23 protein-coding genes, 1 tRNA gene and 1 pseudogene are annotated in these 26651 nt (G+C 71.3%); 16 read left to right on the top strand and 9 right to left on the bottom strand.

What is annotated here, in order from left to right; genetic code table 11:
* Positions 1-21 precede the first annotated feature (21 nt).
* Positions 22-279 (top strand): hypothetical protein, encoded by a 258-nt coding sequence (locus tag ACGFYN_RS05605; protein ID WP_393864453.1) that lies wholly within the window; start codon positions 22-24, stop codon positions 277-279.
* 30 nt (positions 280-309) lie between these two features.
* Positions 310-2127 carry a glutamine--fructose-6-phosphate transaminase (isomerizing) gene (glmS, locus tag ACGFYN_RS05600; RefSeq protein WP_393864452.1) on the top strand — a complete coding sequence of 606 codons (1818 nt, stop codon included), beginning with the start codon at positions 310-312 and terminating at the stop codon, positions 2125-2127.
* A gap of 94 nt (positions 2128-2221) precedes the next feature.
* Here glmS and ACGFYN_RS05595 read toward each other — a convergent pair.
* A pseudogene (locus ACGFYN_RS05595) lies at positions 2222-2786 on the bottom strand (GPR1/FUN34/YaaH family transporter).
* Positions 2787-2936: 150 nt separating this feature from the next.
* On the bottom strand, positions 2937-3464 hold the full coding sequence (locus tag ACGFYN_RS05590; RefSeq protein ID WP_393864451.1) for a universal stress protein: 528 nt from the start codon (positions 3462-3464) through the stop codon (positions 2937-2939).
* A 380-nt stretch (positions 3465-3844) separates the two neighbouring features.
* Here ACGFYN_RS05590 and ACGFYN_RS05585 point away from each other — a divergent pair, with 380 nt between their 5' ends.
* From ACGFYN_RS05585 to ACGFYN_RS05570, 4 genes are all read left to right on the top strand, one after another.
* On the top strand, positions 3845-4177 hold the full coding sequence (locus ACGFYN_RS05585) for a hypothetical protein (RefSeq protein WP_393864450.1): 333 nt from the start codon (positions 3845-3847) through the stop codon (positions 4175-4177).
* 378 nt (positions 4178-4555) lie between these two features.
* Entirely contained in the window at positions 4556-5797 is a 1242-nt protein-coding gene (locus ACGFYN_RS05580; RefSeq protein ID WP_393864449.1) for a helix-turn-helix domain-containing protein, read from the top strand.
* Between the two features lie 90 nt (positions 5798-5887).
* Complete coding sequence (gene orn, locus ACGFYN_RS05575; RefSeq protein ID WP_393864448.1) at positions 5888-6490, top strand: oligoribonuclease; 603 nt, start codon at positions 5888-5890, stop codon at positions 6488-6490.
* 105 nt (positions 6491-6595) lie between these two features.
* Positions 6596-6668: transfer RNA gene (locus ACGFYN_RS05570), tRNA-His, on the top strand.
* A 108-nt stretch (positions 6669-6776) separates the two neighbouring features.
* Here ACGFYN_RS05570 and ACGFYN_RS05565 read toward each other — a convergent pair.
* Entirely contained in the window at positions 6777-7832 is a 1056-nt protein-coding gene (locus tag ACGFYN_RS05565; RefSeq protein ID WP_393864447.1) for a LacI family DNA-binding transcriptional regulator, read from the bottom strand.
* A gap of 394 nt (positions 7833-8226) precedes the next feature.
* On the opposite strand from ACGFYN_RS05565, the gene ACGFYN_RS05560 reads away from it, so the two are divergent.
* The 4 genes from ACGFYN_RS05560 to ACGFYN_RS05545 all read left to right on the top strand — a co-directional run bounded on the left by ACGFYN_RS05560 (position 8227) and on the right by ACGFYN_RS05545 (position 13012).
* Positions 8227-9549, top strand: coding sequence for an ABC transporter substrate-binding protein (locus ACGFYN_RS05560; RefSeq protein WP_393864446.1), 1323 nt, complete (start codon positions 8227-8229; stop codon positions 9547-9549).
* Positions 9546-10574 (top strand): carbohydrate ABC transporter permease, encoded by a 1029-nt coding sequence (locus ACGFYN_RS05555; protein ID WP_393864445.1) that lies wholly within the window; start codon positions 9546-9548, stop codon positions 10572-10574. Before ACGFYN_RS05560 ends, ACGFYN_RS05555 begins: the two co-directional genes overlap by 4 nt.
* A complete protein-coding gene (locus ACGFYN_RS05550) occupies positions 10571-11464 on the top strand; it encodes a carbohydrate ABC transporter permease (protein WP_393864444.1) in 894 nt (297 codons plus the stop codon). The genes ACGFYN_RS05555 and ACGFYN_RS05550 overlap by 4 nt, the downstream gene beginning before the upstream one ends.
* A 108-nt stretch (positions 11465-11572) precedes the next feature.
* Complete coding sequence (locus tag ACGFYN_RS05545; RefSeq protein WP_393864443.1) at positions 11573-13012, top strand: GH1 family beta-glucosidase; 1440 nt, start codon at positions 11573-11575, stop codon at positions 13010-13012.
* A gap of 203 nt (positions 13013-13215) precedes the next feature.
* Here ACGFYN_RS05545 and ACGFYN_RS05540 read toward each other — a convergent pair whose 3' ends face one another.
* From ACGFYN_RS05540 to ACGFYN_RS05530, 3 genes are all read right to left on the bottom strand, one after another.
* The gene (locus tag ACGFYN_RS05540; protein ID WP_393864442.1) at positions 13216-14676 is read right to left on the bottom strand and encodes a cellulose binding domain-containing protein; all 1461 of its coding nucleotides are present in this window, start codon (positions 14674-14676) and stop codon (positions 13216-13218) included.
* Positions 14677-14837: 161 nt separating this feature from the next.
* On the bottom strand, positions 14838-16214 hold the full coding sequence (locus ACGFYN_RS05535) for a sensor histidine kinase (RefSeq protein WP_393864441.1): 1377 nt from the start codon (positions 16212-16214) through the stop codon (positions 14838-14840).
* Positions 16211-16915 (bottom strand): response regulator transcription factor, encoded by a 705-nt coding sequence (locus ACGFYN_RS05530; protein WP_393864440.1) that lies wholly within the window; start codon positions 16913-16915, stop codon positions 16211-16213. The genes ACGFYN_RS05535 and ACGFYN_RS05530 overlap by 4 nt, the downstream gene beginning before the upstream one ends.
* A gap of 110 nt (positions 16916-17025) precedes the next feature.
* Between ACGFYN_RS05530 and ACGFYN_RS05525 the strand changes: the two genes are divergently transcribed.
* Positions 17026-17541, top strand: coding sequence for a hypothetical protein (locus ACGFYN_RS05525; RefSeq protein ID WP_393864439.1), 516 nt, complete (start codon positions 17026-17028; stop codon positions 17539-17541).
* 16 nt (positions 17542-17557) lie between these two features.
* On the opposite strand, the gene ACGFYN_RS05520 is transcribed toward ACGFYN_RS05525, so the two are convergent.
* Together ACGFYN_RS05520 and ACGFYN_RS05515 are read right to left on the bottom strand one after the other, a co-directional pair.
* Positions 17558-18427, bottom strand: coding sequence for a spermidine synthase (locus ACGFYN_RS05520; protein WP_393864438.1), 870 nt, complete (start codon positions 18425-18427; stop codon positions 17558-17560).
* 48 nt (positions 18428-18475) lie between these two features.
* Complete coding sequence (locus tag ACGFYN_RS05515) at positions 18476-18910, bottom strand: hypothetical protein (protein WP_393864861.1); 435 nt, start codon at positions 18908-18910, stop codon at positions 18476-18478.
* A 288-nt stretch (positions 18911-19198) separates the two neighbouring features.
* On the opposite strand from ACGFYN_RS05515, the gene ACGFYN_RS05510 reads away from it, so the two are divergent.
* A complete protein-coding gene (locus ACGFYN_RS05510; RefSeq protein ID WP_393864437.1) occupies positions 19199-20638 on the top strand; it encodes a hypothetical protein in 1440 nt (479 codons plus the stop codon).
* Between the two features lie 196 nt (positions 20639-20834).
* On the opposite strand, the gene ACGFYN_RS05505 is transcribed toward ACGFYN_RS05510, so the two are convergent.
* The gene (locus tag ACGFYN_RS05505; protein WP_393864436.1) at positions 20835-21431 is read right to left on the bottom strand and encodes a histidine phosphatase family protein; all 597 of its coding nucleotides are present in this window, start codon (positions 21429-21431) and stop codon (positions 20835-20837) included.
* Positions 21432-21640: 209 nt separating this feature from the next.
* Between ACGFYN_RS05505 and ACGFYN_RS05500 the strand changes: the two genes are divergently transcribed.
* The 4 genes from ACGFYN_RS05500 to ACGFYN_RS05485 are packed head-to-tail and all read left to right on the top strand — an operon-like array spanning position 21641 to position 26613.
* Positions 21641-22588: a phosphatase PAP2 family protein gene (locus ACGFYN_RS05500; RefSeq protein ID WP_393864435.1), complete on the top strand. Its 948-nt coding sequence runs from the start codon at positions 21641-21643 to the stop codon at positions 22586-22588.
* Positions 22539-23699 (top strand): hypothetical protein, encoded by a 1161-nt coding sequence (locus tag ACGFYN_RS05495; protein ID WP_393864434.1) that lies wholly within the window; start codon positions 22539-22541, stop codon positions 23697-23699. Before ACGFYN_RS05500 ends, ACGFYN_RS05495 begins: the two co-directional genes overlap by 50 nt.
* The gene (locus ACGFYN_RS05490) at positions 23690-25279 is read left to right on the top strand and encodes a hypothetical protein (RefSeq protein WP_393864433.1); all 1590 of its coding nucleotides are present in this window, start codon (positions 23690-23692) and stop codon (positions 25277-25279) included. The genes ACGFYN_RS05495 and ACGFYN_RS05490 overlap by 10 nt, the downstream gene beginning before the upstream one ends.
* Entirely contained in the window at positions 25276-26613 is a 1338-nt protein-coding gene (locus ACGFYN_RS05485) for an AAA domain-containing protein (protein ID WP_393864432.1), read from the top strand. Before ACGFYN_RS05490 ends, ACGFYN_RS05485 begins: the two co-directional genes overlap by 4 nt.
* Positions 26614-26651 lie beyond the last annotated feature (38 nt).

The following is a 26651-nucleotide window of genomic DNA, read 5'->3' as shown; positions in this document are numbered from 1 at the left end:
TTCGTACCCCAGGATCATCGGGTGCACGACGAACTTGTTGATCACCTGACCCGCTCTTCGCCCCTCAGCAGGGGCGAGGCACTGCGGGTGATCCAGGACGTGCTCGCCTACTTCGACGAGACGACCGAGGAGTACGTCCGTCGCCGCCACCGCGAGCTCCAGGCCCAGGGCCTGGTGAACGCGACGATCTTCGAACAGATCGGGGCGGACCTGAAATACCGGGCGGTCGCACCGCCGGAGCTTACGCTCAGGCAGCTGCGCCGCATCGTCTACGGCTGAGTCGCAAGGCCGGGAACGGGATACCTATATATGTGCGGAATCGTCGGATACATCGGGAAGCGTGACGTCGCGCCCCTCCTCCTGGAGGGCCTGCAGCGCCTGGAGTACCGCGGCTACGACTCGGCCGGCATCGTCGTCACCTCCCCGAAGGCGGCCGGCCTGAAGATGGTCAAGGCCAAGGGGCGCGTACGCGACCTGGAGGCCAAGGTCCCGGCCCGCTTCAAGGGCACGACCGGTATCGCCCACACCCGCTGGGCCACCCACGGCGCCCCCTCCGACGCGAACGCCCACCCGCACCTGGACGCCGAGGGCACGGTCGCCGTCGTCCACAACGGCATCATCGACAACGCCGCCGACCTGCGCCGCAAGCTGGAGGCGGACGGCGTCGAGTTCCTCTCCGAGACGGACACCGAGGTCCTCGTCCACCTCATCTCCCGCTCCCAGGCCGAGAAGCTGGAGGAGAAGGTCCGCGAGACCCTGCGGGTCATCGAGGGCACGTACGGCATCGCCGTCATGCACGCCGACTTCCCCGACCGCATCGTGGTCGCCCGCAACGGCTCCCCGGTGGTCCTCGGCATCGGCGAGAAGGAGATGTTCGTCGCCTCGGACATCGCCGCGCTGGTCGCCCACACGCGGCAGATAGTGACTCTCGACGACGGCGAGATGGCCACCCTCAAGGCCGACGACTTCCGCACCTACACCACCGAGGGCACGCGCACGACGGCCGAGCCGACCACCGTCGAGTGGGAGGCCGCCTCCTACGACATGGGCGGCCACGACACCTATATGCACAAGGAGATCCACGAGCAGGCCGACGCCGTGGACCGCGTGCTGCGCGGCCGCATCGACGACCGCTTCTCCACCGTGCACCTCGGCGGCCTCAACCTGGACGCCCGTGAGGCCCGCCAGATCCGCCGGGTGAAGATCCTCGGCTGCGGCACCTCGTACCACGCGGGCATGATCGGCGCCCAGATGATCGAGGAGCTGGCCCGCATCCCCGCGGACGCCGAGCCGGCCTCCGAATTCCGCTACCGCAACGCGGTCGTGGACCCCGACACCCTCTACGTCGCCGTCTCCCAGTCCGGTGAGACCTACGACGTCCTCGCCGCCGTCCAGGAGCTGAAGCGCAAGGGCGCGCGGGTCTTCGGCATCGTCAACGTGGTCGGTTCGGCGATCGCGCGGGAGGCCGACGCGGGCATCTACGTCCACGCGGGCCCCGAGGTCTGCGTCGTCTCCACCAAGTGCTTCACCAACACCACGGTCGCCTTCGCGCTGCTCGCCCTGCACCTGGGCCGCACCCGTGACCTCTCGGTCCGCGACGGCAAGCGGATCATCGAGGGCCTGCGCAAGCTCCCCGAGCAGATCACCGAGGTCCTCAAGCAGGAGGACGAGATCAAGCGCCTGGCCGAGCAGTTCGCCGAGGCCCGCTCGATGCTCTTCATCGGCCGCGTCCGGGGTTACCCGGTGGCCCGCGAGGCCTCCCTGAAGCTCAAGGAGGTCTCGTACATCCACGCCGAGGCCTACCCGGCCTCCGAGCTCAAGCACGGCCCGCTGGCCCTGATCGAGCCGGCCCTCCCCACGGTCGCGATCGTCCCCGACGACGACCTGCTGGAGAAGAACCGCGCGGCCATGGAGGAGATCAAGGCCCGCAGCGGCAAGATCCTCGCGGTGGCCCACCAGCACGAGGCGAAGGCCGACGAGACGATCGTCGTCCCGAAGAACGAGGACGAACTCGACCCCATCCTGATGGGCGTCCCCCTTCAACTCCTCGCCTACCACACGGCCTTGGCCCTGGGCAGGGACATCGACAAGCCGCGGAACCTGGCGAAGTCGGTGACGGTCGAGTAGAGACCGCAGAAGGGACCCCCACGTGCTGCCACCAGACACGCGGGGGTCCATTCGGATCGCCGGGGCCGCCCAATGCCCCGACGACGGCTGCCATTCAGCCGGTGGCCGTCACCCCCCGGCCGGCAGCACGTCGAGGCAGAACCGTCGGCCAGTGGGCCAACGCCGCGGTCGCCGCGTACCAGGCGACCGCCCCCGCCGCCACGGCGAACCAGCCGCCCACCTTGGTGAGCGAGCCGTTCGTCGCGAACTGGGCGACGGCGAGGAGCACGAGGGAGACGAAGAACAACCCGTAGGTGCCCTGGGCGAGTTGGTCCCCGCCCGCGAGGGTCAGGGTGAGCGCCACCAGGGCGAACAGCAGCAGGAACAGACCTGCCGCGTTGGCGGACATCGAGTTGCCGGCCGTGACGGCCCAGGTGAACCACAGGGCGCCGAGCGCCGAGTAGGCCGTACCCGTCGTCGTGTCACGGTCGCGGAAGGCGAAGAGTCCGGCGACGAACAGCGCAACGCCGCCTACGTAGTGGGCCTGAGACGGCGTCAGCGGCCGACACACCGTTGATCACGTCGGTGTTCCCGAGTCCGAACGCCAACAGGGTGATTCCCAGGGCGAGTCGGCCGACCACGGTAGTGGTTCCGCTTCCCGCAGAGACGTCGTTGTCCACGGCGGGCTCCCTTCGTGCATGTGCAGTTGTGCGGTGAGCGATATATGCCCTTCACAAAAGCACAAACACCTCTACGCGCCAGTAGGTTGGCGTTTTGCACAAAGGTGACCGGCCGTTCCCGGATCGCATCCCACCAGGGGGAACGGCGCGTTACGGAATGACGACGACGGGACGCTTGGCCCGCTTGGCGAGCCGCCCCGCGACGGAGCCGAAGAGGCGCCCGACGATGCCGTGCGTGGAACCCACGACGATCGCGTCCGCCTCGTACTCCCGTCCGACCTCTTCCAGTTCGTGGCAGATGTCGCCACCGCGCTCGACCAGGATCCAGGGCACCTCGGCGAGGTACTCCGCGCAGGCGAGTTCGAGGCCGAGAACCTCGGTGCGGTGGTCCGGCACGTCGACGAAGACCGGTGGCTCGCAGCCGGCCCACACCGTGGTGGGCAGCCGGTTGGCGACGTGGACGATGATCAGGCCCGAGCCGGTGCGATGGGCCATGCCGATCGCGTAGGCGAGGGCGCGCTCACTGGACGTGGAGCCGTCGAATCCGACGACGACGCCGTGCTTGAAGGCTGGATCGCAGGAGTGGCGTGGCTGTTCCGCCGCCTCGGGCTCGGCCGCCGTGGGATCGGCGACGGGCCGCTTGCGGTCCGCGGGTTCGAAGAATTCGTGACCGGCCATGGCTGTCTCGGCGTTTTGATCCTTTTTGGGAGGGACGACAGTGTGCGGCGGAGCTGTGTCCGGGAATCACCTTCCCAACCCCATACCCCCAAGGGTACGGCGGCACGCCTCCTTAGCCCAGATCCCGCCCGCTCCCCCGCTCTCGGCTCGCTTCTCGGCTCGCTCGAACGAGGGGCCCCCGTCGTGGGGGTTCCAGGGAGCATGCACGAGGGGGCGCCCGCAACGCAATGGTTGCTGCGCTGTACAGGCGCTTTGCGCAGCATTCAGCCGTCTCGACGGCCCGGGGCGCGGGAATGAGCGGGTCCGGAACCCGGCGGCGGCCAGTGACCGACCGGTCGAACAGGCGTTGAACACCGTGACCCCGGCCCCAGGGAGTACGCATGTCCGGACCGCGCCCCACCCCCGACACTCCCCGAGCGACCAATCCGTCCCAGGAGACCGCGACCGACGTGGTCCGCTGGGCCGCCTTCAGCTGCGTCCTGGTTCCCGTGGTACTCGTCTGGTACGGCACCTCGCTCGCCGGCGCCGCGGGCACGGCGCTCGGCCTCGCCGCCGTCACCGCGGTCTGCCGCCTGCTGCTGCGCCAGTCCGAACGCGGCGCGGCTCGGCGCCCGCCGGAGGAGTCCGCACCGGGCCATGAGCGTCGTCACAGAAACGGCACGGGCGCTCACAGAGGCGGACGACGGGCCGGTGGAAACACACCGGTCGGCTGACCGGTTTCCGCGCACGCGCACGTCGCTTTTCAGCCAACTTCCGGACCCCGTGCATTCCTTGCCGCAACTACCCCCCAACCCCCGTTCCACCTGCACGAACAGGGGCTCCGAGGCCCCGCGCACCCTACGTGGATTGGCCACTGCGACAAGGCGCACTTCCCTGCACGGCCCGTGAGTGCAACGCTTCGTGATCGAATGCTTCACGCCAAGTTGCCATGTCGACAATGTGCCGGTTCCCGAACTGGGTCACCCCGGCACCACGGGACACAGTAGATTCGATCTTGACGTCTTACGGCGGGGGACTCGTGCAGGACCGAGGGGAAACGTGCAGGAGCGACACAACCGAGGAGCCGCGACCACCGAGGGGGGCTTAGCAGTATGAGCCACGACTCCACTGCCGCGCCGGAAGCCGCGGCCCGGAAGCTTTCCGGGCGACGCCGCAAGGAGATCGTCGCGGTGCTGCTGTTCAGCGGCGGCCCCATCTTCGAGAGTTCCATACCGCTGTCGGTGTTCGGGATCGACCGCCAGGACGCCGGCGTACCGCGATACCGACTGCTGGTGTGCGGAGGCGAGGAAGGCCCGCTGCGGACCACAGGGGGCCTGGAACTCACCGCGCCACATGGCCTGGAGGCGATCTCACGTGCGGGCACGGTCGTCGTACCGGCCTGGCGCTCGATCACATCGCCACCGCCGGAGGAGGCGCTCGACGCACTGCGCCGGGCGCACGAGGAAGGCGCCCGTATCGTCGGGCTGTGCACCGGCGCCTTCGTGCTGGCGGCGGCCGGTCTGCTGGACGGCCGTCCGGCGACCACGCACTGGATGTACGCACCGACGCTGGCCAAGCGCTATCCGTCGGTCCATGTCGACCCGAGAGAGCTCTTCGTCGACGACGGCGACGTGCTGACGTCCGCCGGTACGGCGGCCGGAATCGACCTGTGCCTGCACATCGTGCGCACGGACCACGGCAACGAGGCGGCCGGTGCGCTGGCCCGCCGGCTGGTCGTCCCACCGCGCCGGACGGGAGGCCAGGAGCGCTACCTGGACCGCTCTTTACCAGAGGAGATCGGCGCCGACCCGCTCGCCGAGGTCGTCGCCTGGGCGCTGGAGCATCTCCACGAGCAGTTCGACGTCGAAACGCTGGCGGCACGCGCGTACATGAGCCGCCGCACCTTCGACCGCCGCTTCCGCTCGCTGACCGGTAGTGCTCCCCTCCAGTGGCTGATCACCCAGCGGGTGCTGCAGGCTCAGCGGCTGCTGGAGACGTCGGACTACTCGGTGGACGAGGTCGCGGGCCGCTGCGGCTTCCGCTCGCCGGTGGCCCTGCGCGGCCACTTCCGGCGTCAGCTGGGTTCGTCCCCGGCCGCCTACCGCGCGGCGTACCGTGCCCGCCGGCCGCAGAGCGACAAACCGGCCGACCTGGACGGACCGGCGGGCCCCGCCATGCCGGGTCCGTCGCTGCATCCGGAGAGTCCGGTTCCGCTGCAGAGCCGCCGCGCGGCCGCATCGGCGATCGGCTCGGGCGCGTCACTGTCGACGGCGGCGGCCGCCTCCGCGGAGAACGGCCGCGAATCGTACGTCACCAGCCGGGCGACCCTGCCGGGGCAGCGCAGCGGCACATGAACGCGTGGCGTATCAGGGAGCCAGGGCTCCCTGATACGCCTCCTGCACCGCGGGGCACCCAAAAGTGGACCTCCGCCTTAGGGTGGTCGCATGAACGATCGCATGGTGTGGATCGACTGCGAGATGACCGGCCTCTCGCTGTCGGACGACGCGCTCATCGAGGTGGCCGCCCTCGTCACCGACTCCGAGCTGAACGTGCTCGGCGACGGTGTGGACATCGTCATCCGCCCGCCGGACCGGGCGCTGGAGACGATGCCGGAGGTGGTGCGTCAGATGCACACCGCGTCCGGCCTGCTGGAGGAGCTCGCCGGCGGTACGACCCTGGCGGACGCCGAGGAGCAGGTCCTCTCCTACATCCGCGAGCACGTCAAGGAAGCCGGCAAGGCCCCGCTGTGCGGCAACTCGGTCGGCACCGACCGCGGCTTCCTGCTCAGGGACATGTCGACGCTGGAGAGCTACCTCCACTACCGGATCGTCGACGTCTCCAGCATCAAGGAGCTGGCCCGGCGCTGGTACCCGCGGGCGTACTTCAACAGCCCCGAGAAGAACGGCAACCACCGCGCACTCGCCGACATCCGCGAGTCCATCGCGGAGCTCCGCTACTACCGCGAGGCGGTCTTCGTGCCGCAGCCCGGACCCGACTCGGAGACGGCCAGGTCGATCGCGGCGAAGCACGTCCTGCCTGCGCGGTAGAGGCCCCGAAGGGGCGCCGCGAAAAGCCGTGCGCGAGCACCCCTTCGGACCCTGTACACTTTTTCTCGGCCGGTGGGGAAAGCACAAAGTCCACTGTCGGTCATGGTGGGTGTAGCTCAGCTGGTAGAGCACCTGGTTGTGGTCCAGGATGCCGCGGGTTCAAGTCCCGTCACTCACCCTGCGTGATCAGCCGGTGGCCCTGGAAACAGGGTCGCCGGCTGAGTCGTTTCCGGGGAGAAGAGGCCACGCCCTCCTCACTGACGTGGCATCAGCGGGCTCCCCGTGATCAGGACGACGTACGCGTCACCAGCTCCGTCGCCAGCACCACCTGACGGCGGTCCAGGTCGCGGGAGGCCGGCGGGCGGCGGTCGGCGATCTCGCCGAGGAGGAGGTCGATCATGCGCCGGCCCATCTCCTCGATGGGCTGGCGGACGCTGGTGAGCGGCGGGTCCATGTGGCGGGCGATGGCCGAGTCGTCGTAGCCGACCAGCGCCACGTCGTCGGGGATGCGGTGGCCCTTCTCGCGCAGGACCTGGCGGGCGCCGGCCGCCATCACGTCGGATCCGGCGAAGACCGCGTCCAGGTCGGGGTGGCGGGCGAGCAGGTTCGTCATCGCCCGGCGGCCGCCCTCCTCGGTGAAGTCGCCCGCCTCGATCAGCTTGTCGTCCACCTTGTGGCCCGCGTCGCGCAGGGCGTCCCGGTAGCCCTCGACGCGGCGCTGCGCACCGTAGACGTCGAGGCGGCCGGTGATGTGGGCGATATGCCGCCGGCCCCGGCCGATCAGGTGCTCGACGGCCGAGCGGCCGCCGCCGTAGTTGTCCGAGTCGACCGAGGTCAGCGTCTCCGCGGCGGACCGGGGGCCGCTGATCACCGCCGGGATCTCCAGCTGGGCCAGCAGGTCGGGCAGCGGGTCGTCGGCGTGCACCGAGACCAGCAGGACGCCGTCCACGCGGTGGGCGGCCAGGTACTGGGCCAGCCGGCGGCGTTCGCGGTCGCTGCCCGCGAAGATCAGCAGGAGCTGCATCTCGGTCTCGGACAGCTCGGCACCGACACCCTTGAGCATGTCCGAGAAGTACGGCTCCGCGAAGAAGCGGGTCTCCGGCTCGGGGACGACCAGCGCGATCGCGTCCGTGCGGTTGGCCGCCAGCGCGCGGGCGGCGGTGTTGGGGACGTAGCCGAGTTCGGCGACCGCCGCCTCGACCGCGGCGCGGGTCGCCTCGCTGACCCGGGGCGAGCCGTTGATCACCCGGGAGACGGTGCCGCGGCCGACACCGGCGCGTGCGGCCACCTCTTCGAGGGTGGGCCGGCCCCCGCTCCGGCTCCGCGCTCCGTGGCCTGCCATGAGCTCCGCCGCCTTCCACCGTTGTTGCTGCTGGCCTGGAATCTAACAGCCCTGTCGGCTGTGGTGACCGGCCTGGTGGCCGCCGCTCCCGGACCCGGCTCGGGCCCCTCAAGAGCCCCGCCCCCACGCGCCGGACGGGCCAAAGGCATTGACCGGCACCGGAGTCATCGCGTCCACTTAACAGCCCGATAACTGAAGACAGCTAGCCCCGCTTCCACCCTTGACACCCCCGCCCGAACCGGCGAACCTTCAACACATCACCTGTGGGAGCGCTCCCACAGTACCTGACACATACACATCCCGCACGTTCCCCGCCCGAGCCGCAGCGAGTACCAACGGGCCCAACCAGTGCAGTTGGCCGGGGGGTCGGCACGTCAGGCAACAGGAGGACCCAATGCGCACGAGTACCCGCCGGTCCCATCGGGTGGTGGCCTTCGCGGCCGTCGCCGCGCTGGCCACGGGGCTGCTGGCCGGCTGCGCCAGTGACGACAGCTCGTCGGGCTCGGACAACGGCGGCGGAAACGCCAAGGGCAAGACCACGTTGACCGTCGGCACCTTCGGAGTCTTCGGCTACAAGCAGGCCGGCCTCTACGACGAGTACATGAAGCTGCACCCCGACATCAGCATCAAGGAGAACGTCACCACCCGTACCGACGTGTACTGGCCGAAGGTGCTCACCCGGCTGCAGGCCGGTTCCGGCACCGACGACATCCAGGCGATCGAGGTCGGCAACATCACCGAGGCCGTGCAGACGCAGGCGAGCAAGTTCGTCGACCTCGGCAAGGAGGTCGACAAGTCCCAGTGGCTGGACTGGAAGAACGCCCAGGCCACCAGCAAGGACGGCAAGCTGATCGGGCTCGGTACCGACGTCGGCCCGATGGCCATCTGTTACCGCAAGGACCTGTTCCAGAAGGCCGGCCTGGAGACGGACCGCAACAAGCTCGCCGCGATGTGGAAGGGCGACTGGGCGAAATACGTCGACGTCGGCAAGGACTACATGAAGAAGGCGCCCAAGGGCACCAAGTTCGTGGACTCCGCCTCCTCCGTCTACAACGCCGCCCTCGGTGGTGGCAGCGAGCGCTACTACGACAAGGACGGCAACGTCATCTGGGACAAGTCCCAGGGCGTGAGCAAGGCCTGGGACGTCTCGATGTCGGTGGCGACCAGCAACATGTCGGCGAAGCTGAAGCAGTTCGACAAGCCGTGGGACCAGGGCTTCGCGAACGGCACCTTCGCCACGGTGGCCTGCCCTGCCTGGATGATCGGCTACATCGAGCAGAAGTCCGGTGACTCCGGCAAGGGCAACTGGGACGTGGCGGCGGCCCCGACCGCGGCCAACTGGGGCGGCTCCTTCCTCGGCGTGCCGACGGCGGGCAAGCACCAGAAGGAGGCCATCGCCCTGACGAAGTGGCTGACCGCGCCCGAGCAGCAGGCGAAGGTCTTCGCCAAGCAGGCCAGCTTCCCGTCGACCCCGTCGGCGTACGCGGGCCTGAAGCCGGCCGCGGACACCACGGCCTACTTCTCCAACGCGCCGATCACGCAGATCTTCGCCGACTCGGCGAAGACCATCCCGGTCCAGTACTTCGGTATCAAGGACCAGCCGATCAACACGGCCATCACCGACGTCGGCATCCTCCAGGTCGAGCAGAAGGGCAAGACGCCCACTCAGGGCTGGGATGCCGCGACCAAGGAGATCAAGGACGTGCTCGGCCAGTGACCAGCTCCAAGCAGGCTCTCGCGCACCCCGCGTCGAGCGCCGAGGCCGCGTCCGGCTCCCAGCCGGGCGCGGCCCGGGGCGCTCACGGTCGCGGTACCCAGCCGCCGGACCAAGGCTCCTGGCGCAGCCGGCTGTACCGCTGGGACATGAAGGCGTCGCCGTACGCGTTCATCTCCCCCTTCTTCATCATCTTCGGGGCGTTCTCCCTGATCCCGCTCCTCTACACGGCCTGGTACTCGCTGCACAACGTGCAGCTGTCCGATTTGGACCACCAGACCTGGGCGGGCCTGGACAACTACAAGAACCTGCTCAGCTCGGACTTCTTCTGGAACGCGCTGAAGAACACGTTCACCATCGGTGTGATCTCGACCGTTCCGCAGCTGATGGCGGCGATCGGCCTGGCGCATCTGCTCAACTACCGGCTGCGCGGCTCGACCGTGTGGCGGGTCGTGATGCTCACCCCGTACGCCACCTCGGTGGCGGCGGCGACCCTGGTGTTCACGCTGCTGTACTCCTGGGACGGCGGCATGATCAACTACTTCCTGCACTTCGTGGGGATCGACCCGATCAACTGGCGTGAATCCGACTGGGGTTCGCAGTTCGCCGTGTCCTCGATCGTGATCTGGCGGTGGACCGGTTACAACGCGCTGATCTATCTGGCGGCGATGCAGGCGATCCCGGCGGACCTGTACGAGTCGGCGGCGATCGACGGAGCCAACCGCTGGCAGCAGTTCCGGCACGTGACGATCCCGCAGCTGCGGCCGACGATCCTGTTCACCGTGGTGGTGTCCACCATCGGCGCGACCCAGCTCTTCGGTGAGCCGCTGCTGTTCGGCGGGGTCAGCGGTTCCAAGGGCGGCTCGGAGCACCAGTACCAGACGCTCGGCCTGTACATGTACGACCAGGGCTGGATCATCGGCAACCTCGGCAAGGCGTCCGCGATCGCCTGGTCGATGTTCCTGATCCTGCTGATCGTCGCCGTGATCAACATGCTGTTCACCCGACGCCTGAGGAAGTCCCAATGACCACCAGTGAACTGACGCTGCCTCAGGCTCGGCAGAAGAAGGGCCCGGGCCGCCGGGTGATGGGCGCGGGCAAGCAGCTGCACGCCGGCCCGGTGACGTACATCGTCCTGACGGTCTTCGCGCTGGTCTCGCTGGCGCCCCTGGTGTGGACGGCGATCGCCGCATCGCGCACCGACCGGCGGCTCGCGGAGACCCCGCCGCCGCTGTGGTTCGGCGGGAACCTGTTCAAGAACCTCCAGGCAGCCTGGGAGCAGGGGGGCCTGGGCACGGCCATGGTCAACAGCGTGATCGTCGCGGGCACCATCACCATCAGCACGGTGGTCTTCTCCACGCTCGCCGGGTTCGCCTTCGCCAAACTGCGCTTCAGGTTCTCCGGCGTCCTGCTGCTGCTGACGATCGGCACGATGATGATCCCGCCGCAGCTGGCCGTCGTACCCCTGTACCTGTGGATGAGCAACCTCGGCTGGTCCAACCAGCTCCAGACGGTCATCCTGCCCACGCTGGTGACGGCCTTCGGCACGTTCTTCATGCGGCAGTACCTGGTGCAGGCGCTGCCGACCGAGCTGATCGAGGCGGCCCGGGTGGACGGTGCGAGCAGCCTGCGGGTGGTGTGGCACGTGGTCTTCCCCGCGGCCCGGCCGGCGATGGCCGTGCTCGGCCTGCTGACCTTCGTGTTCGCCTGGAACGACTTCCTGTGGCCGATCATCGCCCTCAACCAGCAGAACCCGACCGTGCAGGTCGCCCTGAACTCGCTGGGAACCGGCTATGTCCCCGACCAGGCCGTGATCATGGCAGGCGCGCTGCTGGGCACGCTGCCGCTGCTGATCGCCTTCATCCTGTTCGGCAAGCAGATCGTGGGCGGAATCATGCAGGGCGCGATCAAGGGCTGACGCCCCGCCGCCTCGTTCTCGCCGTACGTACCGCGGGGCCGGGTCACCGCCTCGGCCCCCTTCCTCCACAACTCTTCGGTCTGAACGACCATTTATGGGAGCGCTTCCATGCTTGAGTCCGCACAACCTGCGAACCCGGTGACCTTTCCTCCCGCCTTCCTCTGGGGCGCCGCCACCTCGGCGTACCAGATCGAGGGTGCGGTGCGGGAGGACGGCCGTACGCCATCGATCTGGGACACCTTCAGCCACACCCCGGGCAAGACGGTCGGCGGCGACCACGGTGACATCGCTGTCGACCACTACCACCGGTACCGCGAAGACGTCGCGATGATGGCCGAGTTGGGGCTGGCCGGCTACCGCTTCTCGATCTCCTGGCCGCGGGTGCAGCCGACCGGCCGTGGCCCGGCGGTGCAGCGGGGCCTGGACTTCTACCGGCGTCTGGTGGACGAGCTGCTCGCGCACGACATCAAGCCCGCGGTCACCCTCTACCACTGGGACCTGCCGCAGGAGCTGGAGGACGCGGGCGGCTGGCCGGAGCGGGACACCGCCTACCGGTTCGCCGAGTACGCGCAGATCGTCGGCGAGGCGCTCGGCGACCGGGTGGAGCAGTGGATCACGCTCAACGAGCCGTGGTGCAGCGCCTTCTTGGGCTACGGCTCCGGTGTGCACGCCCCGGGCCGCACGGACCCGGAGGCGTCGCTGCGGGCCGCCCACCACCTCAACCTGGCGCACGGACTCGGCACCACGGCGCTGCGCTCGGTGATGCCCGCCCGCAACTCGGTCGCGATCAGCCTCAACTCCGCGGTCGTCAGGCCCCTTTCACCAGGGGACCCGGGCGATCTGGCGGCGGTGCGGAAGATCGACGACCTGGCCAACGGCGTCTTCCACGGCCCGATCCTGCACGGCGCGTACCCGCAGTCGCTGTTCGCCGCGACCGAGCTGATCACCGACTGGTCGTACGTCCTCGACGGCGATCTGCAGGCGATCCACCAGCCGCTGGACGCGCTGGGCCTCAACTACTACACACCGGCGCTGGTTTCCACGGCGGACGGCCCGGTGGCCAGCCCGCGCACCGACGGCCACGGCGCGAGCGAGCACTCCCCCTGGCCGGGCGCGGACGACGTCCTGTTCCACCAGACGCCGGGCGAGCGCACGGAGATGGGCTGGACCATCGACCCGACCGGCCTGCACGACCTGATCATGCGCTACTCGCGCGAGGCCCCCGGCCTGCCCCTCTACATCACCGAGAACGGCGCCGCCTACGACGACAAGCCCGACCCCGACGGCCGCGTCCACGACCCGGAGCGCGTCGCCTATCTGCACGGCCACCTCTCGGCGGTCCGCCGCGCCATCGCCGACGGCGCGGACGTCCGGGGCTACTACCTGTGGTCCCTGATGGACAACTTCGAGTGGGCGTACGGCTACGAGAAGCGGTTCGGCGCGGTCTACGTGGACTACGCGACGCTGGCCCGTACGCCGAAGTCGAGCGCCCACTGGTACGGGCAGGCGTCCCGGACCGGGACGCTGCCCGAGCTGACGACCGACTAGAGCGACCGGACCGGCCAGGGGGCACCCACAGTCGGGGGGCGGGGCGCGGCGCCCTAGGGGGTGTCAGACACCCCCTGGAGGAGCGCCGCGCCCCGAACTTCGTCGGGCCGCGGCGTCAGCGGGCGCGAGGGACACACGGAAATGCGCCCCGGCCGGGTGGGGGGAGAGCCGGCCGGGACGCATCAGCCCCCGTTGCGCGGAGGTCAGTTGAAGGCGCCGAAGGCCTTCGAGAAGGCGAACTTGTCCTGCACGATCGAGCTGCAGGTGGCGTCCGCGGTGGGCTTGGAGCCGCCGTCGCACTGCTTGTCACGGGTGGCCGACCACATGGAGAGCCAGCCGAGGCCCTTGGACTTGGCGAAGTTCACCAGCTGCGTGGCGTCGTCGACCTTGAAGATCTCCGAGGAGACGTCGTTGACACCGAGCATCGGGGTGACCGCGACCGTCTTCCAGGCGTCCGAGTCGGACAGCCCGAGCACGCTCTTGACCTGCGCCTGGGTGGCGGTGGCCGCCTGCTCGGCATAGGTGCCCATGTCGCCGCTGTACGAGGCGCCGTAGTCCATCGCCATGATGTTGACCGCGGAGATCTTCACGCCGTTGGACTTGGCGTTGGACAGCAGGTTCACGCCGTCCTGGGTGAGGCCCTCGGGCATGACCGGGAGGGTGAAGGAGACGTCCAGGCCCGGGTGCTGCTGCTCGAGCTTGGCGATGGCCTTCGCCCGGTTGGTGTTCGCCGTGGTGTTGGGCAGCGCGCCGCCCTCGATGTCGAAGTCGACCTTGGTCAGCTTGAACTGGTCCACGGCCTTGCCGTACGCCGCCGCCAGCGCGTCCGCCGAGGAGCACGTCGTCGCCAGTTCGGAGCCGGACGCGCCGCCGAAGGAGACGCGGACGTCGCCGCCCTTGGCGCGCAGCGCGCCGATCTGCGAGGCGACGCCGTCGCTGCCGAGGTCGGTGACACCGCCCCACTTGGGCGTGCAGCCGCCGCCGTCGGTGATGAAGGCGAGGTTGTAGTTCTTCACGCCGGTCGCCTCGGCGCTCGCGACGAGGTCGAACGCCGGGTAGAGCGAGGTGTCGACGTACGGCGCGAAGCCGGCGCTCGCCTTGGTGCCGGTGCCCGAGCTCTGCGAGGGGGTGGGTGTGGGCGTCGAGGTGGGGGTGGCCGTCTTGGTCGGCGTGGGGGTGGCGGTCGGCGTCGGTGTCGCGGACCCGGTCGGGCGGCCGCTCGGCTCGGGCGTGGCACCGTCGTCGGCGGAGCAGTTGGCGCCGTCGATGAGACAACTCTTCGGGTCGGCGCTGCCGTTGACGACGAAGCCGACGGTGACGGACTTGCCGGGCGCGAGGCCGTCGGTGTCCCACTTGGGCGGCGTCACGGTGACGTGCTGTCCGCTCACGCTCGACTCGGCGTTCCAGAGCGAGCTCAGCTTGGCGCCGGTGGGCAGGTCGAACTCCAGCTTCCAGTTCTTCTCGGTGCTGGTGGTGTTGTTGGTGACGACGTACTGCGCGGTGTAGCCCGTCGACCAGTCGCTGGTCTTGGTGTACGCGGCACCCACGCCGGCCGCCTGCGCGGTGCCCGTCAGCGCGAGGGCACCACCGCCCACGACGGCCGCGGCGACCAGCCCGCCTATCGCCTTGTTTCTGCCGCTGACCTTGCGCCGGTGGGTCCTCATCGCGTGCCTGCCTTCGCTGTTACGGGTGGGGGTGCGGCAGCACGCTAGCGATCCGGAATCGGGCAAAGTGCCTGATCCGGACGAGGGTTGAGGATCTTAGGGTGCGCTTAAGGAAGGCATCGGAGACGGTTAAAGGTCGAGACCAATCCGGCTACGGCGGGTCACCTGGCGAACGCCTTCCGCCGTCTGCGCACCAGTCTGTGCCCGCGCCCGCCGGGCGTCCGCACCCGCCCGTCCAGCTGGATCCAGATGCGCACCTCGGTCCCGCCGAGCACCGACGAACCGAGCCGTACGTCACCGCCCGTCGACTCCGCCAGCCGGCGCACGATGTCCAGCCCGAGGCCCGTGGACCCGTCGCTGCCCGAACCGCGGCCACGTGCCATCGCCGCCTCGGGGTCGGGTATGCCCGCGCCCGCGTCCGAGACGAGCACGATCACCGCGTCCTCACCGTTGTGCAGGTCGACCGCGAAGGCCGTGCCCTCGGCGGTGTGCCGGAAGACATTGCCGAGCAGGGCGTCGAGCGCTGCGGCGAGGTCGGACCGGGCCACGGGTATGCGCACCGGCCGGTCGGCGCCGGCCACCCGCCACTTGCGGCCCTCGTCCTCCGCGAGCGCCGACCAGAACGCCATCCGCTCGCGGACCACCTCGGCCGCGTCGCACCCGGCGCCGGGCCCGGCCGCCGCGGTCTGCGGCTTGGCGTCGCGGGCGGTGCGGATGATGGTGTCGACCTCACGCTCCAGCTGGGCGACGGCGGCCCGGGTCTGGTCGGCGGCGGGCCCCTCGCCCAGGGAGGCGGCGTTCAGTCGCAGCACGGTCAGCGGGGTGCGCAGGCGGTGGGACAGATCCGCTGCCAACTCGCGTTCGTTCGCCAGGAGTTGAACGACCTGGTCGGCCATGGAGTTGAACGCGACGGCGGCGAGGCGCAGTTCGTTCGGCCCCTCCTCGGGCACCCTGGCCCCCAGCTTTCCCTCCCCCAGCTCGTGCGCGCCCTCGACCAGTCGCTGGGCGGGTTGCACCATCCGTATGCCGAGGCGGTCGGCGACCGCGACCGAGCCGACGATCAGCGCGACGCCGACTCCGGCGAGCACCGCCCAAGCCGTCCCCACGCCGTTGCTCACCTCGGACTCGGGGACGTAGACCTCGACGACGGCGATGGCGCCGGTGCTCAGCGCGACCGGCTGCAGCAGCGTGGATCCGCCGGAGACCTCGGTGGTGGAGGCGCGGCCCAACTTGCGAACGGTCGCGATGTCCTTGGCGGCGGCGCGCTGCCGGCCGATGTCGACGGCCGTCTGTCCGGCGGCGGCCGGTATGTGCACGGCCATGCCGGAGTCCGAGCCCGCGGAGGCCACGACCCGCTCCAGCTGGTCGCGCTCGGTGGTGATGGACAGCGCCGGGGCGACCGCGGCCGCCTCCCGCTCGGCGTTGGAGAACGCCCGGTCGCGGGCCATCTCCTTGATGACGAGCCCGAGCGGCACCGCGAAGGCGACCACGACCATGGCGGTGACCGCCAGACAGACCTTGACCAGTGCCCATCTCATCGCGGCGGCTCCCCACCGGGCGGCTCCAGCTTCACGCCGACCCCGCGCAGCGTGTGCAGATAGCGCGGCCGGGCCGCGGTCTCCCCCAACTTCCGCCGCAGCCAGGACAGATGGACGTCGATGGTCTGGTCGTCGCCGTACGACTGCTGCCAGACCTCGGCGAGCAGTTCCTTGCGCGGGACGACCACGCCGGGGCGTCCGGCCAGGAAGGCGAGCAGGTCGAACTCGCGGCGGGTGAGGTCGAGGCGGGCGCCGTCCAGCTCGGCCTGGCGTCGCAGGGGGTCGACGGTGAGGCCGCCGACGCTGAGCACCGCGGACGGCGGGGTGTCCGCGGGGGCGGAGCGGGCCCGGCGCAGGACCGCGGCCATCCGCGCGGACAGGTGCTCGACCGAGAAGGGCTTGGTCAGATAGTCGTCCGCGCCCGCGTTCAGCAGGCGGACGATCTCCGTCTCGTCGTCTCGCGCGGTGGCGATGATCACCGGCACGTCGGTGATGCCGCGCAGCATCTTCAGCGCCTCGGACCCGTCCAGGTCGGGCAGTCCGAGGTCGAGGATGACGACGTCGAAGGAGAAATGGGCGACCTCGCGCAGCGCCTCCAGCGCCGTCCCGACACTGCGCACGGTGTGCGCGGCGTCGGTCAGGTGCCTGATCAGCGCCGAGCGCACGAACTGGTCGTCCTCGACCACGAGCACACTTGCCATGCGCCGCACCGTACGCCATGCGGCGGAACGGGGTCTGGACCTGTGGACAACTCCGCTCTTGTGGACACGGGCGGGACACTGGTGGGACGCGTGAGGCAGTATGGCCCGCGATGCGCAGAGGACTCGTACACGTACTGGCTTGGTCGCTCGCCACGGGCGCGGCGGTCACGCTGTCGTGGTGGGGCGTGCACACGGTGATGGCGGGCACGGCGTACGACCCGCCGCGCGCCCTGCCGATCACGGCGGCCGACGCGACCACGCAGGAGTCGAAGCCGCTGGCGTCCTCGACGAGGCACCCCTCCCCGTCGCCGACGAAGTCGGCGAGGACGTCGGCCAAGCCTTCTGCCACTCCCACGCCGTCGGTGAAGCCGACACCGAACCCGACCCCCACGCCCGCCGTGTCCGGCCAGGTCAAGGCCTACGACACGGACGGCGGACGGGCGGTGTTCTCGCTCGGCACGGCGGACGCGACGCTGGTGTCGGCGACGCCGGGCGCGGGCTGGTCGATGCAGGTGTGGAAGACGGAGTCGTGGATCCGGGTGGAGTTCAGCTCGGGGGCGGACCGGGTGTCGGTCTTCTGCACCTGGCACGACGGGCCGCCGCACGTCGAGATCGGCAACTACTGACCGGCGTCCGCTCCCGCTAGCGGAACACCGAGGGCGGCGGCGCCGGTGACGCGGTCGCCGCGCTGTCCGTCACCGCGGCCGCCCCGCCGGTGAAGTCCATCAGTGCGCGGCCGTGTTCGACCCGGCCCGGGTGCGGGTCGGAGGCGGCGCGCCGGGTGAGTTCGGCGATCGGCAGGGGCGCGTCGGAGGCGGCGAGGACCGCGTTGCCGAAGCGCTTGCCGCGCAGCACGGCCGGGTCGGCGATCAGCGCGATCTCGGTGAAACGGGCGGCAGCGGTGGCGATCTGGCGGCGCAGATGGGCGAGCGGCGGCCCGTCGGCGAGGTTGGCGGCGTAGCAGCCGCCCGCCTTCAGCACCCGGCGGACCTCGTCGAGGAACTCGGTCGAGGTGAGGTGGGCGGGTGTGCGGGCGCCGCTGAACACATCGGCGATGACGAGGTCGGCCCAGCCGTCGAGCACCTTGGCGAGCCCTTCGCGGGCGTCGACGGCGCGCACCCGGATCCGCGCGTTTGTGTCCAACGGCAGTTCCCGGCGGACCAGTTGGACCAGCGCCGCGTCCCGCTCGACGACCTGCTGGGTGGCGCGGGGGCGGGTGGCTGCGACATAGCGGGCGAGGGTGAAGGCACCCCCGCCGAGGTGCACGGCGTGCACGGGCTTCCCGGCCGGCGCGACGAGGTCGATGACGTGCCCAAGCCTGCGCTGGTACTCGAAGGAGAGGTACGTGGGGTCGTCCAGGTCGACGTAGGACTGCGGCGCCCCGTCGATCAGCAGCGTCCAGGCCCGTGCCCGGTCCCGGTCCGGCAGGAGTTCGGCGAGCCCGCCGTCGACGGTCTCGACGACGGCTTCCACGCCGCCGCGCGGGCGGTCGGGGTTCTTGGACCTTCCCATGGCGCCATTATCGGCGGCCCCCGACGCTCACGCCTGCGCGGGGTGCGGTCAGCGGCAGCTGTCCGCGGCCTCGATGATGCGGGCCGCCTCGCCCAGCGCGGCGCGCAGCACCGCGGGGTCGGTCGCGAGGTCGGCCTCGCCGGGCGGCAGCAGCCAGTCGGAGCCCTCCACCGGCGGTTCGGGGTCCAGGCGCAGACCGCGCCCGTCGGTCTCCGTGCAGGTGCTGCCCGGCAGGTCCCAGGCGGCGGCGGTACCGGGCGGCACCACGAACCCCAGGGTGTGGCCGCCGTCGTCGTGCAGCACGGGACCGACCGCGTCGCCCGCGCCGCGCCGCAGGATGTCGACCGCCTCCAGGCCCTGCCGTGAGTCCACGGTGACCAGGTCGCACGGACTGCCGCTGCCGGGTGGCGCGCCGCACTCCGCCGTCGGGGCACGGCCCACGGTCACCGGCATGCGGGGAACGACGCTCCGGCTGGTCTCCATCCCGGCTTCCACCACGGAACCCCTCCTTGAACGAAGCGGGTCGGGAGTCGGGCGGCTCCCGGTCCGCAGGGTTCAACGCGGCGCCGCGTCAACGGCTACGGCGCAAGTCAGCCACAAAGGATGGCACTTCATGGCAGATCCGGTATGAGATATCCGGTTTGTAGCCAAACCCTGCGTGGCGGGTCCGGCACAGCCGGTACGTTCATGCCCGCCGGGAGCGGGGAAGCTACACGGACAACTCACCCTGAATCCGGCATGGTTCGACGGTTCGCACGAGAGGACCCGACCATGACGTCGTCAAAGGTGACCTCGTCTCAGCCCATGCCCACACGGCCACCGCGGCCGAACCTCGTCTTCCGGGAACTGCGCGGACAGCGCTCCCCGGCCGAGTTCGCCGCGGCGGTACGCCGGGCCGCGCGCGAGATCGGCGAGCGGGTCAGCTGCGACGCGCGCTACGTCGGCCGGGTCGAGGCGGGTGAGATCCGCTGCCCCAACTACGCATACGAACGGGTGTTCCTGCACATGTTCCCCGGCCGAGCGCTCACCGACCTGGGCTTCGCGCCGCGCGCGTCCGTCCGCGGACGCCGGGCGCAGGTCCCCGGTGAGGCGCACGGGGGCCACGAGCCGTATGAGACGCAGGACCCGCAGAACACACACGACCCGTTCGGGCATCACGAGATCCATGCGCTTCACGAAACCTACGAGGAGAGCGACGTGCTACGTCGCGCATTCATGACCGGTGGTGGCGCCACGATGGCCGCCGCCTCGATGGGACAGATGGGGCTCGCCTTCGACGCGGCGGCAGCGGATCGACCCGCCCGCCGCCCCGGGACGAGCGATGTGTGCGCGGTCGAAGAGGCCGTACGCAGAATCAGGCTGCTCGACGACCGGCACGGCGCGGACGGGCTCTACCGGCGTGCGTCGACGCCCCTGCGCGCCGCCTACGCACTGCTGGACGCCGGCGCGACCCGGCAGGCGACCGCCGACCGGCTGCACTCGGGCGCCGGTGAACTCGCCATCTCCGTCGGCTGGCTGGCACACGACTCGGGCCGCTTCGACGACGCACGCTCGCACTACGCGGAGGCGCTCGCGACCGCCCGGATGACCGGCGACGACGGCCTGGAGGCGCACGCCTTCTGCAACACCGCGTTCCTCGCGCGCGACGCCGGGCGCCCGCGCGAGGCGGTGCGGGCAGCACAGGCCGCGCAACGCGTCGGGCGCCCGCTCGGCTCGGCGCGCCTGATGTCGCTACTCGCTCTGCGCGAGGCGGGCGGCTGGGCGGGCCTCGCCGACCGCACCGGCTGCGAACAGGCACTCGTCCGCGCGCAGACCCTCTACGAGCGAGGCCGCTCGGACGCCGACCCCGAGTGGATGAGCTTCTACGGGGAGGCCGAACTGGAGGGCCTGGAGGCGCAGTGCTGGTCGACGCTCGGCGACTGGACGCGCGCCGCCCGCCACGCGCGCCGTGCGGCACAGCTCCAGGACCCGCACTTCACCCGCAACATCGCCCTGTACACGGCGGAACTGGCCGACGACCTCGCACGCGGCGGCCGCCCGGACGAGGCCGCGGCGGCGGGGATGCGGGTACTGGACCTGCTCGACCAGGTCCAGTCGTCCCGGATCCAGACGATGCTGGCGGGGACGGCACGCGTACTGCTGCCGCACCGGCGCGCGTCGGGCGTCTCGGGCTTCCTGGAGCGGCACTCGTCACTACCGCGCACAGCGTGAGCCGCGACCGGCGGGGCGGCCAGGGCCTCTTGCGAGAGTCCCGCCTGCCCCGCGACGCCCGGCACGCACTCTCGCCGCACCGGGCACAGACCCGAGTACATCCAGTACGAGGCCCCGCACCCGGCACGCCGAGAGCACGCACCGAACGCCGCCGGGCCCGCCCTTCGGGCGGACGACGGGACTCTCGCGACAGACCCTAGCCCGCGAGGTGCCCCAGGTCGTTCCAGCTTTCGACCGCCGGCTCCCCGTAGGCCCATCCCAGCGCCGAGAGCGATGTCGGGTTCAGCCGGATCCGTGCGGCGAAGTCGATCGGCAGGCCCAGCCAGCGCGCCCCGATCGACCGCAGTATGTGCCCGTGGGCGAAGACCAGCACGTCCCGGTCGGCGGAGCGCGCCCAGGCCACCACCTCGTCGGCCCGGGCGGTCACCTCGGCGAGCGACTCGCCCCCGGGGACGCCGTCCCGCCAGATCAGCCAGCCCGGCCGCAGGGCCTGGATGTCCTCAGGCGTCTTGCCCTCGTACGCGCCGTAGTCCCACTCCATGAGCGTGTCCCACACGGCTGCCCGCTCGCCGAACCCGGCCAGCTCGCACGTCTCACGCGCGCGCAGCAGCGGGCTGGTCCGCACCTCGACGTCCAGAAGCCCGTCGAAGGGCGCCCGGTGCAGCCGCTCGCCGAGCAGCTTGGCGCCCCGCCGGCCCTCCTCCAGCAGCGGCACGTCGGTCCTCCCGGTGTGCTTTCCGGACAGTGACCACTCGGTCTGTCCGTGCCGGGCCAGCAGGATGCGCGGTGCCATGGGGAGAGGGACCTTCCGTAACAAACAACAGGCGGAACCTCTCCATCATCGCGCACCCTGGACCGTGGTCTGCCTGGGGCAACCCGACGGGCGATCTCTGCGTCTTTGAGGGCCGGGGGCGCTCGACCGGGGCCCGCACGTACGCCGTAAAGTGGCACGACCCGACCGGCCGGCGGGCGCCGCGCGAGAACGAAGGGGGAGGCGATCGGATGCCGAGGACCGAGACGACACCGGGCATCGAGGCAGCAGCCCCACGAACGCGCCTGCGCTGGTGGACCGAGGTGCCGCTGATCCTCCTGGTGTACGGGTGTTACTCGGCAGGCCGGCTCCTCGCCCGCGGCGACACCGCCGGCGCCGTCGACCACGGCCTGGCGATCCTGCGCATCGAGAAGTTCCTGCACCTCAACGCCGAGCACCCGCTCAACCGCCTCTTCACGCGCGAGACGTGGCTCGGTGTGCCGGCCGACTTCTGGTACGCGTCGCTGCACTACCTGATCACGCCGGCCATCCTGATCTGGCTGTTCCGGTCGCGCGCCGTGCACTACCGCGCCGCCCGCACCTGGCTGATGACGTCCACCTTCATCGGCCTGATCGGCTTCACGCTGCTGCCGACCTGCCCGCCGCGCCTGCTCTCGGCGGGTCACGGGTTCGTGGACACGATGGCCCAGTACAGCTCGTACGGCTGGTGGGGCGGTGCGGCCAGCGCCCCGAAGGGCCTCGGGGGCATGACGAACCAGTACGCGGCCATGCCGAGCCTGCACGTGGGCTGGGCGCTGTGGTGCGGCGTAATGCTCTGGCGCTACGGCAGGACGCCCGCGACGAAGGTCGCCGCCGTCGCCTACCCGCTGCTGACCACGATCGTGGTCATGGGCACCGCGAACCACTACTTCCTCGACGCGGTCGCGGGCGTCGCCGTGATGGGTCTCGGCCTGTTCCTCGCGCCGCACGTGATGCGGGGCGCGGACCGGCTGCGGGCGCAGCTCCCGTCCGCCGCAGGGCACTCCGGCGGCGCAGGCTCCTCAATTGTCAGTGGCGGATGCCAGACTTCCGCAGGTGAGCGATTTCCACGGCAGCGCGAGTCCCGGGACGGATCCGGAGCCGGGCCGAGTGCCTCTCCCACGGACGCGGGGGAAGGCGCTCCGGCAGCGGCTCGCTGAGCTGCGCGGACCCGAGGTACCCCCCAAGGCGCTGGACGCCCGAGCCCTCGCGGCGCTCGCCGCGAACCCGGGCTGCGAGCGGCGCGCGATCCTGGACGGCGCCGGGGTGGACAAGGCGGTGGTGGCGAGCAGGCTGGGCTCCCCGTCGGCCTTCGGCCAGTCGCAGTTCGCGTTCACACGGGGCAACGCGTTCGAGGCGAAGGTCAAGGCGGACGGCGGCGCCGAGCTGCTGCGCCTGGTGCACGAGAGGCTCGACCCGCGCGCGCAGCCGCCCGCCGGGGCGCAGGTGCCCGACCTCGCGGCGACCGGCCCCGAGGGACGTGCGGCCCGTACGGCCCTGGCGCTGCGCGAGGCCACCGCGGCCCCGGGCACCTGGACCCTGCTGGACCACCCGATGCTCGCGCTCGAGGTGGCCGGCTCCCCCGCGTTCCTGGAGCCGGACGCCGTGGTGGTGCACCCTGACGGCAGCTGGACGGTCGTCGAGATCAAGTCCTTCCCGATGCTGGACGGTTCGGCGGACGCGTCGAAGGTGGGCGCGGCCGCGCGCCAGGCGGCGGTCTACGTACTGGCCCTGGAGCAGGTGGCCGCCCGGCTCGACCCGGCCGCCGGGGTGCGGCACCGGATTCTGCTGGTCTGTCCCAAGGACTTCTCCAACCTGCCCACCGCCTCGGCGGTCGACGTGCGCAAGCAGCGCGCCGTCACCGGCCGGCAGCTGGCCCGTCTGACCCGCATCGAGGACATCGCCGACACGCTCCCCGAGGGCACGTGCTTCTCCCCCGAGCTGCCGACGGCGGAGCTGACGGCCGCCGTCGAGTCGGTCCCGGCGGCGTACGCGCCCGAGTGCCTGTCCGCCTGCGAACTGGCCTTCCACTGCCGCGGCCGCGCACGCGCGGAAGGGGCCGTGACCTCCCTGGGCCGCCCGGTCCGCGCCGAACTGGGCGGCCTGACGAGAGTCGAGGAGGTCCTTTCGGCGGCGCGCGGCGCGAGCGGAGACCCGGACGATCCGGCGGTGGCGGCGCTGCGGCGGGCGGCGCGGCTGCGCGAGGAGGCCCTGGCGGCCGCCCGGCATCCGGCGGTCGTCCCCGGCGAGGAGGCCGCCCCGTGTCGCTGATCACCACCCTCGCCCGCCTCGAAGCGGTCAGCACCGGGCGCGCCCGGCCGGCCGCCACCGTCCGGCACCGGCACCTGTCCGAGCGCCCTCTGGTCTTCGTGCCGCTCACCACCGCCGGCGAGGCCGGCGCCCCGCTCGGCGCACTCGTGGGCACCGACCGGGAGGCCCCGCGGCTGCTGGCCGTACCGCAGCCGCGTGACCGCGACCTCCGGTTCGCGTTCCTGGCCGAGCTGGCCGACATCGTCCTGCCGTATCTGGAGGGGTTCGCCGGCGAGGTGGAGGCCGCGGAACGCACCGACACCGATCCGGAGACCGGCAAGCGGGTCAAGGTCGAGGTCGAACTGTGCGCGGACGCCCCGCAGTTGATCGTGCCGAGCCGCGCGGGCGTCGATTTCGTACGGCTCCTCGGCCGCTCCATGCGCTTCAGGCGCACGGCGGAGCAGGACCCGGAGACCCCGTATCCGGCGCCCCCGCGCGTGCCGCTTCTCGGCCGCTGGCTGACGCACTTCGGGGAGCGCGCGCGTGTGCCCGGCTCCTCGCTGCTGCTGGCGACCACGGACGTCCTGGCCCGGCACTGGGCGACGGGGCAGTCCAGTCTGGAGGACCAGCACCTCGGCGCCCTGCTCGCCTGGATCGACCCGCCCGAGGGCGCATCCGGAGCGGAGGCGGCTCTCGCGGCCGAGCTCGCCCGGGACGCGAAGGGCCAGCTGGAGTGCCCGCCCGCCGGACCGGCCACCGACCCGGCCTTCGACAACAAGCTGCTCGCCCCCGCGATCGAGCGCTACGACCGCGCGCGTACCGCCCTCGCCGCCGCCGAGGACGGTCTGGAGGCGGACGACCGGCTGGGTGAACTCACCGCCGCCGAGCGGGACATCCGCGAGCTGGTCCTCAAGTGCACCCTGCCCACCTGGGAGAAGGTCTGGCGCGGCCTGGACCTGCTGCGGGCGCTGCCTGACGGCGCGCATGTCGAGGAGCGGTGGACGCGCGACCGCTGGTCGTTCACCTCCCACCGCGACCGGGTCGTCGCGGGCGAGCCCCCGCAGCCGCGCCGGGACGACGCGGTCACGGCGGCGAACAAGCTGGCCTCGCGTGAGCGGGAGCAGGCCCGGCTGGAGGCGCAGGAGGCGCTCGACGACCCGCTGGTGATGGCGGGGCGGCGGCTGTCCGGTGAGGCGTTCACCGGTGAGGTCACGGACGTGGTGATGGCGTACAGCGAGGGCAAGCAGCCCCGCCCCCGCCCGCTGGTCACCGTACGGACGGAGGACCGCCCGCACCTGGGCGAGCGGGCCAAGGTGTACCGCTCGCTGGGCGGCAAGCCGCAGGCGGCGGAGTTCGCCGGCCGGGAGGCGGACGATCTGCTCGTGCTGCGCATCGTCGACAAGATGGGCCGCGGCAAGGTGCCCGAGGCGGGCTCGGTGCCGGAGAAGGGCGACGTGCTCTGCTTCACGACGTTCGAGCACGAGCAGCGGGGCGGCCCGAAGCTGCCCGACCCGGAGCAGACGCCGTGGACCCACGGCGGGCCGCCGGGCGAGGCCGTCCATGAGACCGCCGATCCCGTGACCGCGGAGGACGTTCTGTGACCACCGTTCTCGACCCGGGCGCCGCGGCCGCCGAGGCCACCGACGCGATCCTCCGCGACACCCTGTACGGCACCCACCGCGGTGTGGTCGTGGACTCCCCGCCCGGCGCCGGCAAGTCCACGCTGGTCGTCCGCGCGGCGCTCGAACTGGCCGACGCGGGCCGCCCGTTGATGATCGTCGCCCAGACGAACGCACAGGTGGACGACCTGGTGCTGCGGCTCGCGGAGAAGAGCCCCGGGCTGCCGGTCGGCCGGCTGCACAGCAGCGACGCCGACGCGTACGACAAGGCGCTCGACGACCTGCCGCACGTCCGCACGTCGGCGAAGGCGGCGGAGCTGACCGGTCTCCCGGTCGTCGTCTCCACGGCCGCGAAGTGGGCACATGTGAAGGTCGACGAGCCCTGGCGGCACGCGATCGTCGACGAGGCGTACCAGATGCGCTCGGACGCGCTGCTCACCGTGGCCGGTCTCTTCGAGCGGGCGCTGTTCGTGGGCGACCCGGGCCAGCTCGACCCGTTCTCGATCGTGGGCAGCGAGCAGTGGGCGGGCCTGTCGTACGACCCCTCGGCCTCCGCGGTCACCACTCTGCTGGCCCACAATCCCGACCTTCCGCAGCACCGCCTGCCGGTGTCCTGGCGTCTGCCCGCCTCCGCGGCCCCCCTGGTCTCCGACGCCTTCTACCCGTACACGCCCTTCCGCAGCGGCACGGACCACGGCGACCGCTCCCTCTCGTTCGCCGTCCCGTCCGACGGCTCGGGCCCCGACCGGGTGATCGACGAGGCCGCCGCGTCCGGCTGGGGCCTGCTGGAGCTGCCCGCTCGGCACACCCCGCGCACCGACCCGGAGGCGGTGGGCGCGGTGGCGGCGATCGTACGGCGGCTGCTGGACCGTGGCGGCGCGGCGACGTCGGAGCGCGCCCCCGAGGAGCCCGTGCCGCTGACCCCCGACCGCGTCGCCGTCGGCACCGCCCACCGCGACCAGGCGGCGGCGGTCCGCGCGGCGCTCGCGGAGCTGGGCGTCACGGAGGTCACGGTCGACACCGCGAACCGCCTCCAGGGCCGCGAGTACGACGTGACGGTCGTCCTCCACCCGCTCTCCGGCCGCCCGGACGCCACCGCCTTCCACCTGGAGACGGGCCGTCTGTGCGTCCTCGCCTCCCGCCACCGGCACGCCTGCATCGTGGTCTGCCGGGCGGGCGTGAGCGACCTGCTGGACGACTACCCCTCGGCGGAGCCCGTCCAGCTGGGCACGCTCGTGAAGTTCCCGGACGGCTGGGAGGCCGTGATGTCGACATGGGACCACTGGTCGAGACACCGGGTGACCTGGCAGCCATGACGGACACACCGGGCACCCGGCCGGCGCACACCGGACGC

Source organism: Streptomyces sp. NPDC048419, assembly GCF_043200415.1.
Classification (GTDB): Bacteria; Actinomycetota; Actinomycetes; order Streptomycetales; family Streptomycetaceae; genus Streptomyces.
The sequence above is the reverse complement of the archived record's forward strand: the minus strand, read 5'-3'. Positions and strand labels throughout refer to the sequence as shown.

Bases quoted from the DNA above. Each gene is read 5' to 3' on its own strand.
- ACGFYN_RS05580 (WP_393864449.1), top strand. From the start codon at position 4,556: ATGAGCCACGACTCCACTGCCGCGCCGGAAGCCGCGGCCCGGAAGCTT.
- ACGFYN_RS05550 (WP_393864444.1), top strand. From the start codon at position 10,571: ATGACCACCAGTGAACTGACGCTGCCTCAGGCTCGGCAGAAGAAGGGC.
- ACGFYN_RS05530 (WP_393864440.1), bottom strand. From the start codon at position 16,915: ATGGCAAGTGTGCTCGTGGTCGAGGACGACCAGTTCGTGCGCTCGGCG.
- ACGFYN_RS05525 (WP_393864439.1), top strand. From the start codon at position 17,026: ATGCGCAGAGGACTCGTACACGTACTGGCTTGGTCGCTCGCCACGGGC.
- ACGFYN_RS05590 (WP_393864451.1), bottom strand. From the start codon at position 3,464: ATGGCCGGTCACGAATTCTTCGAACCCGCGGACCGCAAGCGGCCCGTC.
- ACGFYN_RS05545 (WP_393864443.1), top strand. From the start codon at position 11,573: ATGCTTGAGTCCGCACAACCTGCGAACCCGGTGACCTTTCCTCCCGCC.
- ACGFYN_RS05585 (WP_393864450.1), top strand. From the start codon at position 3,845: ATGTCCGGACCGCGCCCCACCCCCGACACTCCCCGAGCGACCAATCCG.
- ACGFYN_RS05560 (WP_393864446.1), top strand. From the start codon at position 8,227: ATGCGCACGAGTACCCGCCGGTCCCATCGGGTGGTGGCCTTCGCGGCC.
- glmS (WP_393864452.1), top strand. From the start codon at position 310: ATGTGCGGAATCGTCGGATACATCGGGAAGCGTGACGTCGCGCCCCTC.
- orn (WP_393864448.1), top strand. From the start codon at position 5,888: ATGAACGATCGCATGGTGTGGATCGACTGCGAGATGACCGGCCTCTCG.
- ACGFYN_RS05500 (WP_393864435.1), top strand. From the start codon at position 21,641: ATGCCGAGGACCGAGACGACACCGGGCATCGAGGCAGCAGCCCCACGA.
- ACGFYN_RS05565 (WP_393864447.1), bottom strand. From the start codon at position 7,832: ATGGCAGGCCACGGAGCGCGGAGCCGGAGCGGGGGCCGGCCCACCCTC.
- ACGFYN_RS05540 (WP_393864442.1), bottom strand. From the start codon at position 14,676: ATGAGGACCCACCGGCGCAAGGTCAGCGGCAGAAACAAGGCGATAGGC.
- ACGFYN_RS05520 (WP_393864438.1), bottom strand. From the start codon at position 18,427: ATGGGAAGGTCCAAGAACCCCGACCGCCCGCGCGGCGGCGTGGAAGCC.
- ACGFYN_RS05535 (WP_393864441.1), bottom strand. From the start codon at position 16,214: ATGAGATGGGCACTGGTCAAGGTCTGTCTGGCGGTCACCGCCATGGTC.
- ACGFYN_RS05505 (WP_393864436.1), bottom strand. From the start codon at position 21,431: ATGGCACCGCGCATCCTGCTGGCCCGGCACGGACAGACCGAGTGGTCA.
- ACGFYN_RS05510 (WP_393864437.1), top strand. From the start codon at position 19,199: ATGACGTCGTCAAAGGTGACCTCGTCTCAGCCCATGCCCACACGGCCA.
- ACGFYN_RS05515 (WP_393864861.1), bottom strand. From the start codon at position 18,910: ATGGAGACCAGCCGGAGCGTCGTTCCCCGCATGCCGGTGACCGTGGGC.